The organism is Streptomyces sp. Wb2n-11 (genome assembly GCF_001049855.1).
GTDB lineage: Bacteria > Actinomycetota > Actinomycetes > Streptomycetales > Streptomycetaceae > Streptomyces > Streptomyces altiplanensis.
Genome location: NZ_CVPB01000001.1, coordinates 1,654,872 through 1,670,973, shown reverse-complemented (window position 1 = coordinate 1,670,973; position 16,102 = coordinate 1,654,872). Strand labels below are relative to the sequence as shown.

The window sequence follows — 16,102 nt, the reverse complement described above, 5'->3', positions numbered from 1 at the left end:
CCCGGCATCGCGCCCCCCGGAGCCCCGTAGGATGGAGGGCATGGCGAAGACCGGTACGACGACCAAGGGGCTGCGCGCGGCCATCGAGCGCAGCGGCTACTACCCGGCCCTCGTGGCCGAAGCGGTGGAGGCCGCTGTCGGCGGCGAGCCGGTCTCCTCATACCTGGTGCACCAGGAGACGACCTTCGACTCCAACGAGGTCCGCCGCCACGTCACGGTGCTCGTCCTGACCGGCAACCGCTTCATCGTCAGCCACACCGACGAGCAGGCCGCCGACGCCACCTCCCCGGCGCCGTACGCCACCACCTCCACCGAGTCGGTCAAGCTCGACCGGATCTCGTCGGTCGTGGTCAGCCGCGTCGTCGCCAACCCGGAGAAGTACGTTCCGGGCACCCTGCCCCGCGAGGTCGTCCTGACCATCGGCTGGGGCGCGGTCTCCCGCATCGACCTGGAGCCCGCCGCCTGCGGCGACCCCAACTGTGACGCGGACCACGGCTACACCGGCAGCACCACCGCCGACGACCTCAGCCTGCGCGTCAGCGAGGCGGGCGACGGACCGGACGCCGTCCGCCAGACGCTCGCGTTCGCCCAGGCGCTCTCCGAAGCGACCGCCGCGGCCGACCGCTGATGGCGCAGCCCGTCTGGTCCGACCCGGTTCCGCTCGCCCTGGGCACCGCGCCCGCCCCCGAGTACGGCAGCGGCTCGCTCGCCGACCTCCTGCCGACCCTCGCGGCGGGCATGGACGTACCCGGGGCGACCGCCACGATCCCCGAACTCACGCCCGCCGACCGGAACTGCGTGTTCCTGGTCGACGGTCTCGGCTGGGAGCAGATCAAGGCCCACCCGGACGAGGCCCCGTACCTCCACTCCCTCCTCGGCAGTTCGCGCGGCGGCACCGGGCGCCCGCTCACGGCCGGCTTCCCCGCCACCACCGCGACCTCGCTCGCCTCCGTCGGCACCGGCCTGCCGCCCGGCGCGCACGGCCTGCCCGGCTACACCGTCCGCGACCCCGACACCGGCGCGCTGATGAACCAGCTGCGCTGGAAGCCGTGGACCGACCCGCACGTCTGGCAGCCGTACCCCACGGTCTTCCAGCTCGCCGACGCCGCGGGCGTGCACACCGCGCAGGTGTCGTCCCCGGACTTCCAGCACACCCCGCTCACCAAGATCGCGCTGAGCGGCGGCACGTTCCGCGGCAAGCTCACCGGCGAGGACCGCATGGATCTCGCCGCCGAGCAGCTGGCGGCGGGCGACCGTTCGCTGGTCTACACGTACTACAGCGAGGTCGACGGCAAGGGCCACCGCTTCGGCATGGACTCCGACGCCTGGCGCGGTCAGCTGATGTACGTCGACCGGCTCGCCCAGCGCCTCGCCGAACAGCTGCCGCCCCGCGCGGCGCTGTACATCACCGCCGACCACGGCATGATCGACATCCCCTTCGACGAGGAGTCGCGCATCGACTTCGACGAGGACTGGGAGCTGGGCGCCGGCGTCGCCCTGCTGGGCGGCGAGGGCCGGGCCCGTCATGTGTACGCCGTCCCGGGCGCCGAGAACGATGTGCTGACCGTCTGGCGCGAGGTGCTCGGCGAACAGTTCTGGGTGGCGAGCAGGGACGAGGCGATCGCGGCCGGATGGTTCGGCCCGGCGGTCGACGAGCGGGTGTACGGACGCATCGGCGACGTCGTCGCCGCGGCCCACGACGACGTCGTGGTCACCGCGTCGCGCCGGGAGCCGCACGAGTCCGCGATGGTGGGCATGCACGGCTCCATGACGCCCGCCGAGCAGTTCGTCCCGCTCCTCGAAGTCCGCTCGTAACCCCCGCACTCCCACGCACTGACCTGAAAGGCCCTCAACCCCTCATGCCCGAGCTGGTGTTCTTCTCCGGAACGATGGACTGCGGAAAGAGCACCCTGGCTCTTCAGATCGAGCACAACCGGTCCGCGCGCGGCCTCCAGGGCATGATCTTCACGCGTGACGACCGGGCGGGCGAGGGCAAGCTCTCCTCCCGCCTCGGCCTGGTCACCGACGCCGTCGAGGCCGCCGAGGGCTTCGACTTCTACGCGTACCTCGTCGCCCACCTCTCCCAGGGCAACCGCGCCGACTACGTGATCGTGGACGAGGCCCAGTTCCTCGCAGGCGAGCAGATCGACCAACTGGCCCGCGTCGTCGACGACCTGGAGCTCGACGTCTTCGCCTTCGGGATCACCACCGACTTCCGCTCCAAGCTCTTCCCCGGCTCGCAGCGCCTGGTCGAACTCGCCGACCGGGTGGAGGTGCTCCAGGTCGAGGCGCTGTGCTGGTGCGGCGCGAGGGCCACGCACAACGCCCGTACGATCGGCGGCGAGATGGTCGTCGAGGGCGCCCAGGTCGTCGTCGGCGACGTCAACCAGTCGCCGGACGAGGTCGGTTACGAGGTGCTGTGCCGCCGCCACCACAGGCGCCGGATGACGGCCGCGGCCGCGCACGCCGCGGCCCTGTCGCCCGACGTGCTGCCCGTCGACCCGTCCCTCGCCGACTCCGTCAGCCGGCCGTCGTCACGATCGTGAACACCGCGCCCTCCGGGTCCGAGACGACCGCCGACCTCCCTCGCGCGTCGTCCCGGGGCGGTTGCAGCACATGCCCGCCGAGCTCATCCAGCAGACGGGCCGACCCGTCGGTGTCCTCGACCTCGAAGTACGTCATCCAGTGCGGCCCCCTGTCACGGGGAAGGGCGGCGCCCACGCCGCGCACGGACGCCACCGGACGGCCGTCGAGGCGCAGCGTCAGCAGGTCGAGGTCGGCACAGGCGTCCGTCCCCACCTCGTGGCCGAAGACCGCCGCGTAGAACTTGCCGACCACCGACGTCTCGCGCGTCACCAGCTCGTTCCAGACCGGAGTGCCGTGGGTACCGGCGAGGGCCGTCCCCGGATGGGCCGCGGCCTGCCAGAGGCCGAAGACCGCGCCGACGGGGTCGGAGCAGATCGCCATCCGGCCTGCGTCGCCCGCGTCGATCGGACCGACCCCGACCGTGCCGCCGTGGCTCCTGACGGACTCGGCCGTGACACCGGCGTCTTTGGTGGCGAGGTACGGCGTCCAGGCGATGGGCAGATGCCGGTCGGGCGGCAGCTGCCCGACGCCCGCGATCTCCTTGCCGTCGATCTCGGCCCGTACGTACGGGCCGAGCTGCCGCGGTCCGGGCCGGAACTCCCAGCCGAACAGCGTTCCGTAGAATTCCCGGGTGGTGGCCAGGCCGTGCACCATCAGGCTCACCCAGCAGGGCTCACCGGGCGTGTGCCGCCGGGTCGCTGCCTCCGTCATCGTCACTCTCTCCTCGGACCATCGTGGTGGTCGTGCGGGAACGGGCGCCCCGTTGTGAAGCGGTGAAGCGGTGAAGGGAAGCGCCCGTGCAGATGCTTGCACCACCTGGCGTACGAAGCGTCCCGGCCGCGCCGCTTTCTGCGGCTTCCCGCAAGAGAATGCCTGATTCGGCGCCTTTCGTCCGGTTTGGTGCCGCCGTCGTACGGTGTCGGCCGTACCGGAGGCTGCGCGAGGATGGCACCTATGAATGCCATCATCACCGCAGCCGAACTCGCGAGCCAGCCGACGGGAGAGCGGCTGCCGGTCCTCCTGGACGTCCGTTACCAGATGGGCGGGCCGCACGGCCGCGCCGCGTACGAGGCGGGACACATCCCCGGAGCCGTCTTCGTCGACCTCGAGGCGGAACTCGCCGGCCCGCCCGGTTCCGGCGGCCGCCACCCGCTCCCGGACGTCGAGGACTTCGGCGCGGTCATGCGCCGCGCGGGCGTCCGTCACGACACCCCGGTCGTGGTGTACGACGGCGGGCAGGGCTGGGCCGCGGCACGCGCCTGGTGGATGCTGCGCTGGGCGGGCCACCAGGACGTCAGGGTGCTGGACGGCGGTCTCGCGGCGTGGACGGGCCCGGTCGAATCGGAGGCCCCGGCCCCGGCCGCCGGTGACTTCCGGCCGGCCCCCGGCGCCGTGGCGCTCCTCGACGCCGACGCCGCCGCCGAACTCGCCCGCACGGGCCTGCTGCTCGACGCGCGGGCGGCCGAGCGCTACCGGGGCGAGGTGGAGCCGATCGACCCGGTCGCCGGCCACATCCCGGGCGCGGTCTCCGCCCCGACCATGGAGAACGTCGGACCCGACGGCCGTCTTCTCCCCGCCCCCGAACTGGCCGCCCGCTTCACGTCGCTGGGCGCCGGCGAAGCGCGGGCGGTCGGCGTCTACTGCGGCTCGGGCGTCTCCGCGGCCCAGCAGGTGCTGGCCCTGGATGTCGCGGGCATTCCGGCGGCGCTGTATGTGGGGTCGTGGTCCGAGTGGTGCGCCGACGCGTCCCGCCCCGTGGCCACCGGACCCGACCCCCGGTAACCGCGCAGGCCGAGGGGCCCGTACGCGATCCGTACGGGCCCCTCGCCCCAAGGCGTCCAGCGTCTATTCCTGCTTCTTGCGCCGCGTGCCGAAGACGATCTCGTCCCAGCTCGGTACGGCCGCGCGCCGTCCGGGCCGGACCCCGTCGGCCTCGGCCTGACGGTCCGTCGTGCCGGTGAGCCGGTCCCGGTGGCCGGCGACGGCGCGCGGCATGAGGACATCGGCGTACGCCGCCCCGGCTCCGGAGGCGGCGGACGCGGCGGTCTCCTCGGCCTCCGGCTCCTGCGCGGCGTCGGGCTCGGTCGTCGGCTCCGCGGACGGCGCGGGTCGCTCGGGCACCACCATGTCGCCGCGGAAGCTCGGCACCGCCTCCAGCAGGCTGGTCAGCGAATCCCGCTCACCACCGGCGCCCTCCTGCTGCGGGTCGGATGCGGGCAACGGCGCGGCGGGACGCTCCAGCTGCCGGTCGAGCGCACGGTCCAGCGGCCGGTCCCGGGGCAGTCGCGCGATCCGCGGTACGAAGGGGAAGCTCGGCTCCGGCGCGGCCACCATGGTGGTGTCGTCCGTCTCGCCGATCAGCGCGCGCGCCTCGTCGTCCACGGCCTGTACGAGTCGCCGGGGCGGGTCGTACGTCCAGCTCGCGGAGTGGGGCTCGCCCGCGACGCGGTAGACCAGGAGCACTTCCCACGTGCCGTCGTCGCGCCGCCAGGAGTCCCACAGAACGGTTTCCTTGTCGGCGCCGCGCAGCGGCAGCCGCTCCTGCACCGCCTCGCCGAGCTGGGGTCCGGTCCCGGTGTTCTCACCGGGACGGCGCACCGGGGTCTTCCGGGCGCGCTCGGCCATGAAGGCGCGTTCGGCCAGCACGGGGCCTTCGAAACGACGGACCCGGTCCACCGGGATGCCCGCGTGCTGAGCGACCTCCTCGGCGGAGGCACCGGCACGTATCCGGGCCTGGATGTCGCGAGGGCGGAGATGGCTCTCCACCTCGATCTCGATCTGGCCGAGGCGGGCGCGGTCGTTGCGCACCGCGGCACGCAGCCGCTCGTCGATCGGAAGTGTGTACTCCGTGCTGTCAGCAGCCTTCAGCACCAGTCGTGTGCCGTCATTCGAGACGGCCACGACACGCAGTTCGGGCATGGGAACCTCCCGGGTGGTGCCTGCCGACGTCACGTGCGTCGCTGCTTCCGCTAGTCGAGTGTGGCCTGCCCGGGTGCAGCCTGCCACAACCTTGCCCAGTTGCCCGGCGTGTCGGGCATCAGCCCCGGATCGCCGTTATGGCACGGTTACCATTTCGCCACTCATAGTGACCGATTCGTCACTGTGAGCATTCGGTGCCCGTGATGGAGGCCGGACCCAGGGCTCGCCACAGTACTCCATTCGGACCATGAGGGTGGACCGGCGCGCCACCGAAGTTCTCCACGCGTGCGGGAGTTGAGGGCGCCGGTCCGTCGCCACAGGGCCTCTGTAGTGGCCTGTTTCACAGAATCGCTTGAAACGGAACTATCCACTTCGCCCAAATGTCCCTTCATGTTGCAAGGTAGACCAGATGGGTGAGATGGGTAAGCAGAGGCTGGGCATGGGCGGTAGGCCGGAAAGCGGAATGGATGAACCGAAAAATCCACGACTGGACCTGAGTGTCGCTCAGGTGGCGGGAAGCGCGGTGGCCGCCGTCGTGGCGGCGGTCCTGGCCTCCCAGCTCGGTGTGTACGGGACGGTCATCGGCGCGGGAGTGGTCAGTGTCGTCGCGACCAGCGGCGGCACGGTCTTCCAGCACCTCTTCCGGCGCACCGGGGAGCAGATCCGCGAGGTCACGGTCCATGCGAAGCCGAAGGCCCGTCAGGTACCGGTGCATGACCCGCGCGGGTACGGGCAGGAGGGCGGGGACGCGACGCGGACGCGGGTGCTGCGCACCGTCACGGTGCCGACGGACCTCTCGAACGCCGGTCTCCCGGACGAGGAGTTCAGCGAGGCCACCACGCACGGCACGCGGGTGCGTGGCTGGAAGCGTTCCGTCGTGGCGGCCGTCGTCGTCTTCGTCGTGGCGATGGGCGGCATCACGGCGTACGAGCTGATCACGGGCGACGGCCTCGGCGGCGGCAGGGGCAGTACCGTCGGCACCGTCTTCCGCGGCGGCGGCGAGCAGCACCAGCGCCAGAAGGAGACCCCGTCGTCGCAGGCCCCCGAGGAGACCCCGGGCAGCGGCTCCGCGACGCCCGGCACCGGGACCGGCGACGGCCGGAGCCCCGGCCGGGACTCCGGCGGCGACCCCGGCACCGGCACCGGCACCGGCACCGGTGCCGGCGCGGACGGCGGCGGCGCCTCGACCGACCCCGGCAGGACGCCACCCACGACGACGGACGGCGGTTCGACGGGCGGGACGGGTGAAGCGACCCCGACGCCCACTCCGACCCCGACGCCGTCCGGAACCACCGGTGGTGGGGGCGGCGACGAGGGCGGCGGCGCGAGTGACGGGGCCGACGAGGACCCGGCGGCGGGCGGCGACAGTGACGGCGGCGGCGCGGTGGACAGCGGCGCGCAGGCCGGTACCCCCGCCCTGTAGGGCCGGGAGGGGAACGGCCCGTGGGACCGGCCGCCCTAGTCGCCCAGGATCCGCCGCAGGTAGTCGTTGGTGAAGAGCCGCTGCGGGTCCAGCCGGTCGCGCACCGCCGTGAACTCGGCGAAGCGCGGGTAGGCCTCGGCCAGGTACGCGGCGTCGCGCGTGTGCACCTTGCCCCAGTGCGGCCGGCCGCCGTGCGCGGTCATGATCCGCTCGACCGCGGTGAAGTAGGCCTGGTACGGGGTGCCCCGGTACAGGTGCACCGCGATGTACGCCGTGTCCCTGCCGGACGCCGTGGACAGCGTGATGTCGTCCGCCGGGGCCGTCCGTACCTCCACCGGGAAGCTCACGCGCAGCGGCGAGCGCTCGACCAGCGCCTTCACCTCGCGCAGCGCCTCCACCGCGGACTCGCGCGGGACGGCGTACTCCATCTCCATGAAGCGCACGCGGCGCGGGCTGGTGAAGACCTTGTACGGGATGTCCGTGTACGTGCGGGCGGAGAGCGCGCGGCTGGAGAGCCTGGCGATCGCGGGTATGGCCACGGGAACGGCCCGGCCGACCGAACAGGCCACCTGGAAGGCGCCGTTGGACAGGAGCTCGTCCTCGACCCAGCCGCTGATCCTGCCGGGCGGGGCCGCGGGGCCCGCGCTGCGGTTGTTGCGCTTGGTGTTGCAGTTGCCGGTGTGCGGGAACCAGTAGAACTCGAAGTGCTCGTTCTCCGCGTGCAGCGCTTCGAAGTCGGCGGTGACCCGGTCGAAGGTCATCGGTTCCTCGCGGGCCCTCAGCAGGAAGAGGGGCTCCACGGCGAAGGCGATCGCGGTGACGACGCCCAGCGCGCCGAGCCCGAGCCTGGCGGCCGCGAAGACGTCGGCGTTCTCCTCCGCGGAGCACGTCAGTAGCGAGCCGTCGGCCGTGACGAGTTCCAGGGCGCGGATCTGCGCGGACGTCGAGGCCGAGTCGCGGCCGGTGCCGTGCGTGCCGGTGCTGGTCGCGCCGGCCACCGTCTGCTCCATGATGTCGCCCATGTTCGTGAGCGACAGACCCTCCCTGGCCAGGGCCACGTTCAGGCGCTTGAGCGGGGTGCCGGCCTCCACGGTCACGGTCCCGGCCGCGCGGTCGATGTCGCGGATGCCGGTCAGCAGGTCGGGACGGATCAGCACACCGTCGGTCGCGGCGGCCGCCGTGAAGGAGTGGCCCGTACCGACCGGCTTCACCTTCAGGCCGTCCTCGGCGGCTCTGCGCACGGCTTCGGCGAGTTCCCCGGCCGAGGCGGGGGTCACTTCCCGTACCGGACGGACGGTGACGTTCCCGGCCCAGTTACGCCACGTGCTCGCCGTCCTGGATGTGGTGGCCATCTGCCCCGTACCCTCCCCGCGTCTGTGCCGGCCTGCGGAGCCGGCGGAACCCCAGGAACGCCACCACGGCCGCGAGCGCTCCCGCCGTGACGGGCACCGCGTACCCCGACTCCGCCCCCGCCGCGTCGACCACCCAGCCTGCGGCCGAGGAACCGAAAGCGATGCCGACGGCGAGCCCGGTTCCCGTCCAGGTCATGCCCTCGGTCAGTTTGGCGCGCGGTACGTGCTGCTCGATGAGGGCCATGGTGGTCACCATCGTCGGCGCGATGGCAAGGCCCGCAACAAAGAGCGCCACGGCCAGGAACGGCAGGTTCCCGGACAGTAGGAGGGGGATCATACTCACGGCCATCGCGCAGACCCCCACCAGCCACCTGGTGGACGCCTCGCCCTTGAGGTGCAGCAGCCCGAAGACCGCTCCCGCGAGGCAGGAGCCGAGCGCGTACACGGCGAGGACGAGGCTGGCCGCGGCCTTGTGCCCCTGCTCCTCCGCGAACGCCACCGTCACCACGTCGACCGACCCGAAGATCGCGCCGGTCGCCACGAAGGTGGCCACCAGGACCTGGAGCCCGGGGGAGCGCAGCGCGGAGCCGCCGGTGTGCTCGTCGCGCGGGTGCGGGACGGGCTCGGTGGCGCGCTGGGCGGTCAGCCAGAAGACGCCGACGACCAGGAAGACGGCGGCGAGCAGCGGGCCCGCCTCGGGGAACCACGCGGTCGAGAGCCCGATGGAGATGATCGGGCCGAAGATGAAGCAGACCTCGTCGGCGATCGACTCCCAGGAGTACGCCGTGTGGAGTTCGCGCGGGGAGCCGCGGTAGATCTCCGCCCAGCGCGCCCTGACCATCGAGCCGACGCTCGGCACGCAGCCGGCGCCGGCCGCGAACACGAACAGCGCCCAGTCGGGGGCGCCCTGCTGGGCGCAGATCAGCAGCCCGGCGACCGCCGCGACCGCGACCAGGGTGGCAGGACGCAGAACGCGGCGCTGCCCGTACCGGTCGACGAGGCGGGAGATCTGCGGGCCCAGGACGGCGGCTGCCGTCGCGAGGGTGGCGGTGAGGGCGCCCGCGAGCCCGTACGCCCCGGTGAGCTGGGAAATCATGGTGACGATGCCGATGCCCATCATGGACAGCGGCATCCGGCCGAAGAAGCCGGCGGCGGAGAACGCCTTGGTGCCTGGGGCGGCGAAAATCGCGCGGTACGGACTGGGCAAGGGATGCTCCGGTAAGGCATACAAATGGGATTCACAGCTTACGTCCGCCGGACGGTGCGCCGCACGGCGGTTTCACCGTCGCCGCGTACGAGTGGCAGGATCGGACCCATGCCCGATCAGCGCGATCCCGCCCCTTACGACGCCCTGCTGCTCCTCTCCTTCGGCGGCCCCGAAGGCCCGGACGACGTGGTCCCCTTCCTGGAGAACGTCACCCGCGGCCGGGGCATCCCCAAGGAGAGGCTCAAGGAGGTGGGGCAGCACTACTTCCTGTTCGGCGGCGTCAGCCCGATCAACGAGCAGAACCGCTCCCTCCTCGACGCCCTGCGCAAGGACTTCGCCGAGCAGGGCGTGGGCGGCCCGGACGGCCTGCCGGTCTACTGGGGCAACCGCAACTGGGCGCCGTACCTCGTCGACACCCTGCGCGAGATGGCCGCGGACGGGCGCCGCCGCATCGCCGTGCTCGCCACGAGCGCGTACGCCTCGTACTCCGGCTGCCGCCAGTACCGCGAGAACCTCGCCGAGGCGCTCGCCACCCTGGAGGCCGAGGGGATCGAGCCGCCGCGCGTCGACAAACTGCGCCACTACTTCAACCACCCGGGTTTCGTACGTCCCATGGTCGACGGGGTCCTCGAATCCCTGGCGGAACTGGACGACGACGTACGGGCGGGGGCCCACCTCGCCTTCACGACGCACTCCATCCCGACCGCCGCGGCGGACACGTCGGGCCCGGTGGAGGGGCACGGCGACGGCGGCGCGTACGTCGCCGAGCACCTGGACGTCGCCCGGGTGATCGCCGAGGCGGTGCGCGAGGAGACCGGCGTCGCGCACCCCTGGCAGCTCGTCTACCAGTCGCGCAGCGGGGCGCCGCACATCCCGTGGCTGGAGCCGGACATCTGCGACCACCTGGAGGAGCGGCACGGCGCGGGCGTGCCCGCGGTCGTGATGGTTCCGATCGGCTTCGTCTCGGACCACATGGAGGTCCTGTACGACCTCGACACCGAGGCCACCGCCAAGGCCGCCGAACTCGGCCTGCCCGTCCGGCGGTCCGCGACCGTCGGCGCCGATCCGCGCTTCGCCGCCGCGGTGCGCGAGCTGGTGCTGGAGCGGGCGGCCGCCGAGCGGGGGCTCGCGGTGGAGCGGTGCGCGCTGGGAGCCCTGGGCCCGAGCCACGACCTCTGCCCGGTCGGCTGCTGCCCGGCCAGGTCCCCCAGGCCCGCAGCCGCGGGCGCCGACAGTCCGTACGCGTAACCCCTGCCGAACCCCTGCGCACAAAGGAGAGCCGTGACCGATCCCCTCACGTCCGAGCTGCTCGAACTCGCCCTGGAGGCCGCCCGGCGCGCCGGTGAACTGCTGCGGGACGGCCGGCCCGCGGACCTGGGCGTCGCCGCCACCAAGTCCAGCCCCATCGACGTCGTCACGGAGATGGACATCGCCGCCGAGAAGCTGATCACCGGCTTCCTCGCCGAACACCGCCCCGACGACGGGATCCTGGGCGAGGAGGGAGCGAGCAGCGAGGGCACGAGCGGGGTGCGCTGGGTGATCGACCCGCTCGACGGCACGGTCAACTACCTCTACGGGCTGCCTACTTGGGCGGTGTCCATCGCAGCCGAACGCGACAGCGAGACGCTGGTGGGCGTCGTGGAGGCGCCGATGCGCCGCGAGACGTACCACGCGGTGCTCGGCGGCGGCGCGTACGCCAACGGCACCGCGCTGCGCGTGCGGCCCGCGCCGCCGCTCGACCAGGCCCTGGTCTCGACGGGCTTCAACTACGTCGCCACGGTCCGCAGCCACCAGGCGGACATCGCCCAGCAGCTGATCCCGAGACTGCGGGACATCCGTCGCGGCGGATCGGCGGCGATCGACCTGAGCGATGTGGCGGCGGGACGCCTGGACGGCTACTACGAGCGCGGCCTCAGCCCGTGGGACCTGGCGGCGGGGGACCTGATCGCCCGGGAGGCGGGCGCGCTGACGGGTGGGCGACCCGGTGAGCGCCCGTCCGGGAAGCTGACGATCGCGGCCTCGCCGGGCGTCTTCGAGCCGCTCCAGGCTCTGCTGGAGGACTTCGGCGCCTGGCACGACTAGGGGGCGGCGGAGCCCCGGCGGGACACGGAAGGGCCCCGGCGCCTTTTCCCGGCGCCGGGGCCCCTCGCGTGCTCCGTACGGTCGGCCGACGGGTCAGGCGCTCACGGCGCCCACCTGCACGCCGTGCTCCGCGGCGAGGCGGTGCAGGTCCTCGAGCTCCGCCTGCTCCACCTCCGCCAGGAAGTCGTCGCCCGTCTCGCGAGCCATCGTGAGGTCTGATTCCGTGGCCTTTATGCGCTGCAGCAGGCCTGCGGTGAAAGCGTCCATGGGTGCGCCCCCTCGTCATGGGTCGGTGGCACGGGGGTGTGCCGAGGGTGGGTTGATCACTCTCCGTCAGGAGGACAGAGCAGGTTGTGGCGTGCCACATACAGGGCGTGATCGCGGGTGTGCAGTCGTCCTCCCCGCAGGCCGCCCAGGGAAAACCTCAACTGGCCCAGGAATCATGGAAATCCCCGGCCGGGTTCGCTCGTGCGGACCCCCGGGGCCCTTCCCCGGCGTACCGCCTTACCGCCGGTTTATGGCCGAAAGGGGCAGGATGGCAGCACACAGCCAATGGGACACACCCCTGCCCGCATGGGCAGTCAGCGGAAGGAATGCGACGTGCGCGTACTCGTCGTCGAGGACGAGCAGCTGCTCGCCGATGCGGTGGCCACCGGACTGCGCCGGGAGGCCATGGCCGTCGACGTCGTGTACGACGGCGCCGCCGCCCTGGAACGTATCGGGGTCAACGACTACGACGTCGTCGTGCTCGACCGTGACCTCCCGCTGGTCCACGGTGACGACGTCTGCCGGAGGATCGTCGAGCTCGGCATGCCCACCCGGGTGCTGATGCTCACCGCTTCCGGTGACGTCAGCGACCGCGTCGAGGGCCTGGAGATCGGCGCGGACGACTACCTCCCCAAGCCCTTCGCCTTCAGCGAGCTGACCGCGCGGGTGCGGGCCCTCGGGCGCCGTACGACGGTCGCGCTGCCGCCCGTCCTGGAGCGCTCCGGCATCAAGCTCGACCCGAACCGCCGCGAGGTCTTCCGCGACGGCCAGGAGATCCAGCTGGCGCCGAAGGAGTTCGCGGTGCTGGAGGTGCTGATGCGCAGCGAGGGGGCCGTCGTGTCGGCCGAGCAGCTGCTGGAGAAGGCCTGGGACGAGAACACCGACCCGTTCACCAACGTCGTGCGCGTCACGGTGATGACGCTGCGCCGCAAGCTGGGCGAGCCGCCGGTCATCGTGACGGTGCCCGGTTCCGGCTACCGGATCTGACACGTGATGGCATCGACCCCGGCGCCGCCCGCGGCGCCGCCGAAACCGACCTGGGACCCGAGGGGGCACGAGCCCTCCTTCCCCTGGCTGCGTCCCACCATCCGGATAAGGCTCACCCTGCTGTACGGCGGCATGTTCCTGATCGCCGGCATCCTGCTGCTCTCGATCATCTACCTGCTGGCGGCCCAGGCCCTCGCGGTGGGCAGTGAGCTCCCCTTCAAGATCGTGAGCGGCAAGGTCGAGAGCGCGGTGTGCGGCCTGGGCCTGCCCGACAACGCCTCGCCCGAGCAGTTCAACGCGGCCATGAACGCCTGCGTCAACGACCAGCGCCAGCAGGCGCTCGACGAGCTGCTCAGCCGCTCGCTGCTCGCCCTGCTCGGGCTCAGCATCATCGCCTTCGCCTTCGGTTACGCGATGGCGGGACGCGTCCTGTCCCCGCTCGGCAGGATCACGCGTACGGCCCGCAGGGTGGCCGGTACGGACCTGACCCGGCGGATCGAGCTGGACGGCCCCGACGACGAGCTGAAGGAGCTCGCCGACACCTTCGACGAGATGCTCGACCGCCTGGAGCGGGCGTTCACCGCCCAGCAGCGGTTCGTGGGCAACGCGTCGCACGAGCTGCGCACGCCGCTCGCGATCAACAGGACGCTGCTGGAGGTCCACCTGTCCGATCCCGGGGCGCCCCCCGAGCTCCAGCAGCTCGGCAAGACGCTCCTGGCCACCAACGAGCGCAGCGAGCAGCTCGTGGAGGGACTGCTGCTGCTCGCCCGCAGCGAGAACCAGATCATCGAGCGCAAGCCGGTGGACCTGGCCGAGGTCGCCTCGCGCGCCATCGACCAGGTGCACGGCGAGGCGGTGGCCAAGGGCGTGGAGATCCGCGGCGAGCGGGCGCCCGCCGTCGTGCAGGGCAACGGCGTACTGCTGGAGCGGATCGCCCTCAACCTGGTGCAGAACGCCGTGCGCTACAACGTCCCCGAGGACGGCTGGGTCGAGGTCGTCACCGAGAGCCGGCCCGGCCAGGCGCTCCTGGTGGTCTCGAACACGGGACCAATGGTTCCCGCGTACGAGATCGACAACCTCTTCGAGCCGTTCAGGCGCCTGCGCACGGAGCGCACCGGCAGCGACAAGGGCGTGGGTCTGGGCCTGTCCATCGCGCGGAGCGTCGCGAGGGCCCACGGAGGCCGTATCATCGCGGAGCCCCGCGAGGGCGGCGGCCTGGTGATGCGCGTCACCCTCCCGATCTGAGGCGTTTCGCGCAGGCGTCAATCCGTTCGCTTTAAGCGGAATTTTCAAGACCTGGCCCGGAGGGCCCTGTGTGTGATCGATCACAGGCTCGAATTTCCGGCCATCTACACTCCGTGATCGCCAATTCCCCCGGAAAGCAGGGAAAAGTCCGGGTTTCCTGGGGGTGGCATCACGGGAAGTACACGGGGTGGCGCCCGTGAAGTGCGACATTCGGACCGTGTACGGTCCCGATCGCCATCCAAACCGACCACCCCACAGGGGACCGGTTGGGTGTCGATTGAGTAACAGACCTTGATGTGAGGCAAAATCTCCGCCTCAGGTCGGGCACAAGTCCGGCCTCTCACGCGTTACGTGCGCTGAGACACCGCAACTACCCAGAGGGGGAGAGCGACAGTGGCAACGGATTACGACACCCCACGCAAGACCGATGACGACGTCGATTCCGACAGTCTTGAAGAGCTCAAGGCGCGTCGGAGCGACAAGACGGCATCGGCCGTTGACGTGGACGAATTCGAGGCGGCGGAAGGGCTTGAACTGCCCGGCGCCGACCTTTCCAACGAAGAACTCGCCGTGCGTGTCCTGCCCAAGCAGGCCGATGAGTTCACCTGCATGAGCTGCTTCCTCGTGCACCACCGTTCCCAGCTGGCCAGGGAGAAGAACGGTCAGCCGATCTGCCGCGACTGCGACTAGGTCGGGCCGGCCGTGGCAGGCGCGACACCGTCCAGGAAGAAGCGTTTCCGGAGGAAGGATTCCCCGGAGGCGCAGCAAGACGTGAGCGCGGCCGTCGGCGCACGCGACGACGAGCGGGGCCTGACGGCCTCGCTCGAAGTGGCGAAGGGGTCCCCGGCCGGGGCCCGGCGCCTGGCGGCTGTCAGGCAGGGCGTACGGAGGGGCGGCGAGAGCGCGAAGGCCGGCATCGGCTTCCTCGCCGACCGGATCATCGAGAGCGCGCCGCGCGTTCCCGTACGTGACCTGCCGACCCTGCGCAAGCAGTTCCCGGGCCTCGGTCCGGAACAGATCGCCGACAAACTGGTGGCGGGTGCGGCCAACGGCACCTCCACCGTGGGGGCGGGCATCGGTGCGGCGGCCATGCTGCCCGTACCCCTCGCCATGCCGGCCGAACTGGCCACCGAGATCACCGGCGTCGCCGCGATAGAGCTGAAGCTCATCGCGGAGCTGCACGAGGTCTACGGCATGCGGCCGCCCGGAAATCTCGCCCAGCGCTCCACCGCCTACCTCAACGCATGGTCCCAGGAGCGGGGCATCGACGTGACCAGACCGGCCACGTACAACACCGCGCTCGGCAGCCAGATGAAGCGCCAGCTGCGGCAGCAGATCATGAAGCGCATGGTCCGCAACCTGCCGAACCTCATGCCGTTCATGGTCGGCGCCGCCGTCGGCGCCGTGATGAACCGACGCGACACCAGAAAGCTCGCCGAACGGGTCCGCGCGGACCTGCGCCGCACTCAGATCCCCTGGGACTCGCTGCCCGAGCTGCCGCCCCTGGAGCAGCCCCCGGTCGAGCCCGGTCGGGGCCGCAGGGAGCTGGAAGGCTAGCCGCCCCGCTCAACCCGCCCGTACGGCCGTGAGAGCCGCGGCCAGGCCCTCGGGGTCACGGGTCGAGAGGTACAGGTACGGCGTCGGATCGGCCGGGTCGGTGACCTCCACGCGCAGCGCTCCCGGGATGTAGCTGCGCAGCAGCATGTGGGCGCGCGTATCGGCCTTGTGGGACCGCCAGGCGCGGGCCTCCTCGGGGCCCAGCACCTCGGCCTCGCCGAGCGCGGAGACCGGGATGCGGGCGTTGCCCGCGATCAGGGCGTCCCCGACGACCCGGATCTGCTGGGAACCGTACGCACTCACACCCGCGGCGGCGAGCGCGCCGGCGCCGATCAGCCCGCCGAGCATCGGCAGCACGCCCAGGGGCAGCAGCATCAGACCGCCCGCGATGCCAAGGAGCCCGGCGATGACCCACCAGGAACGGGGTGCGGTCAGACGTTCTGCGTACTGCGGGGCTGAAGGCTGCATGAAACCAAG

At 71.8% G+C, this 16,102-nt stretch carries 17 protein-coding genes; 11 read left to right on the top strand and 6 right to left on the bottom strand.

Translation table 11 applies throughout. The features are described from left to right. Positions 1–40 precede the first annotated feature (40 nt). Genes BN1555_RS07380 through BN1555_RS07370 form a run of 3 tightly spaced genes read left to right on the top strand, consistent with a single transcriptional unit; the run spans position 41 to position 2,546 of the window. On the top strand, positions 41–628 hold the full coding sequence (locus tag BN1555_RS07380; protein WP_093803257.1) for a DUF5998 family protein: 588 nt from the start codon (positions 41–43) through the stop codon (positions 626–628). Beyond that, positions 628–1,815, top strand: coding sequence for an alkaline phosphatase family protein (locus BN1555_RS07375; protein WP_093798625.1), 1,188 nt, complete (start codon positions 628–630; stop codon positions 1,813–1,815). Before BN1555_RS07380 ends, BN1555_RS07375 begins: the two co-directional genes overlap by 1 nt. 44 nt (positions 1,816–1,859) lie before the next feature. Then, positions 1,860–2,546 carry a thymidine kinase gene (locus BN1555_RS07370; RefSeq protein WP_093798624.1) on the top strand — a complete coding sequence of 229 codons (687 nt, stop codon included), beginning with the start codon at positions 1,860–1,862 and terminating at the stop codon, positions 2,544–2,546. Here the strand turns inward: BN1555_RS07370 and BN1555_RS07365 are convergent. Then, positions 2,521–3,297, bottom strand: a complete 777-nt coding sequence (locus BN1555_RS07365; RefSeq protein ID WP_093798623.1) for a VOC family protein — start codon at positions 3,295–3,297, stop codon at positions 2,521–2,523. The genes BN1555_RS07370 and BN1555_RS07365 overlap by 26 nt on opposite strands. Before the next feature lie 243 nt (positions 3,298–3,540). Between BN1555_RS07365 and BN1555_RS07360 the strand changes: the two genes are divergently transcribed. Continuing rightward, positions 3,541–4,368: a sulfurtransferase gene (locus BN1555_RS07360; RefSeq protein ID WP_093798622.1), complete on the top strand. Its 828-nt coding sequence runs from the start codon at positions 3,541–3,543 to the stop codon at positions 4,366–4,368. 63 nt (positions 4,369–4,431) lie between these two features. Here BN1555_RS07360 and sepH read toward each other — a convergent pair whose 3' ends face one another. After that, positions 4,432–5,505, bottom strand: a complete 1,074-nt coding sequence (sepH, locus tag BN1555_RS07355) for a septation protein SepH (RefSeq protein ID WP_093798621.1) — start codon at positions 5,503–5,505, stop codon at positions 4,432–4,434. 463 nt (positions 5,506–5,968) lie between these two features. On the opposite strand from sepH, the gene BN1555_RS07350 reads away from it, so the two are divergent. Continuing rightward, positions 5,969–6,928 carry a hypothetical protein gene (locus tag BN1555_RS07350; protein WP_176709982.1) on the top strand — a complete coding sequence of 320 codons (960 nt, stop codon included), beginning with the start codon at positions 5,969–5,971 and terminating at the stop codon, positions 6,926–6,928. A 35-nt stretch (positions 6,929–6,963) separates the two neighbouring features. Here BN1555_RS07350 and BN1555_RS07345 read toward each other — a convergent pair whose 3' ends face one another. Together BN1555_RS07345 and BN1555_RS07340 are read right to left on the bottom strand one after the other, a co-directional pair. After that, the gene (locus tag BN1555_RS07345; RefSeq protein ID WP_093798620.1) at positions 6,964–8,280 is read right to left on the bottom strand and encodes a D-arabinono-1,4-lactone oxidase; all 1,317 of its coding nucleotides are present in this window, start codon (positions 8,278–8,280) and stop codon (positions 6,964–6,966) included. After that, entirely contained in the window at positions 8,243–9,487 is a 1,245-nt protein-coding gene (locus BN1555_RS07340) for an MFS transporter (RefSeq protein WP_093798619.1), read from the bottom strand. The genes BN1555_RS07345 and BN1555_RS07340 overlap by 38 nt, the downstream gene beginning before the upstream one ends. 108 nt (positions 9,488–9,595) lie before the next feature. On the opposite strand from BN1555_RS07340, the gene BN1555_RS07335 reads away from it, so the two are divergent. Then, positions 9,596–10,735, top strand: coding sequence for a ferrochelatase (locus BN1555_RS07335; protein ID WP_093798618.1), 1,140 nt, complete (start codon positions 9,596–9,598; stop codon positions 10,733–10,735). 33 nt (positions 10,736–10,768) lie between these two features. Next, complete coding sequence (locus tag BN1555_RS07330; RefSeq protein ID WP_093798617.1) at positions 10,769–11,569, top strand: inositol monophosphatase family protein; 801 nt, start codon at positions 10,769–10,771, stop codon at positions 11,567–11,569. Positions 11,570–11,662: 93 nt separating this feature from the next. Here the strand turns inward: BN1555_RS07330 and BN1555_RS38880 are convergent, their stop codons facing one another. Then, the gene (locus BN1555_RS38880) at positions 11,663–11,836 is read right to left on the bottom strand and encodes a hypothetical protein (RefSeq protein WP_176709981.1); all 174 of its coding nucleotides are present in this window, start codon (positions 11,834–11,836) and stop codon (positions 11,663–11,665) included. Positions 11,837–12,169: 333 nt separating this feature from the next. Between BN1555_RS38880 and BN1555_RS07325 the strand changes: the two genes are divergently transcribed. The 4 genes from BN1555_RS07325 (at position 12,170) to BN1555_RS07310 (ending at position 15,625) form a co-directional block, all read left to right on the top strand. Continuing rightward, complete coding sequence (locus BN1555_RS07325; RefSeq protein ID WP_093798616.1) at positions 12,170–12,823, top strand: response regulator transcription factor; 654 nt, start codon at positions 12,170–12,172, stop codon at positions 12,821–12,823. Positions 12,824–12,829: 6 nt separating this feature from the next. Beyond that, positions 12,830–14,068: a sensor histidine kinase gene (locus tag BN1555_RS07320; protein WP_093798615.1), complete on the top strand. Its 1,239-nt coding sequence runs from the start codon at positions 12,830–12,832 to the stop codon at positions 14,066–14,068. 393 nt (positions 14,069–14,461) lie between these two features. Beyond that, complete coding sequence (locus BN1555_RS07315) at positions 14,462–14,758, top strand: DUF4193 domain-containing protein (protein ID WP_028814145.1); 297 nt, start codon at positions 14,462–14,464, stop codon at positions 14,756–14,758. Positions 14,759–14,770: 12 nt separating this feature from the next. After that, on the top strand, positions 14,771–15,625 hold the full coding sequence (locus BN1555_RS07310; protein ID WP_093798614.1) for a hypothetical protein: 855 nt from the start codon (positions 14,771–14,773) through the stop codon (positions 15,623–15,625). Between the two features lie 9 nt (positions 15,626–15,634). Here BN1555_RS07310 and BN1555_RS07305 read toward each other — a convergent pair whose 3' ends face one another. Then, complete coding sequence (locus BN1555_RS07305; RefSeq protein WP_093798613.1) at positions 15,635–16,093, bottom strand: DUF3093 domain-containing protein; 459 nt, start codon at positions 16,091–16,093, stop codon at positions 15,635–15,637. Positions 16,094–16,102: the final 9 nt, after the last annotated feature.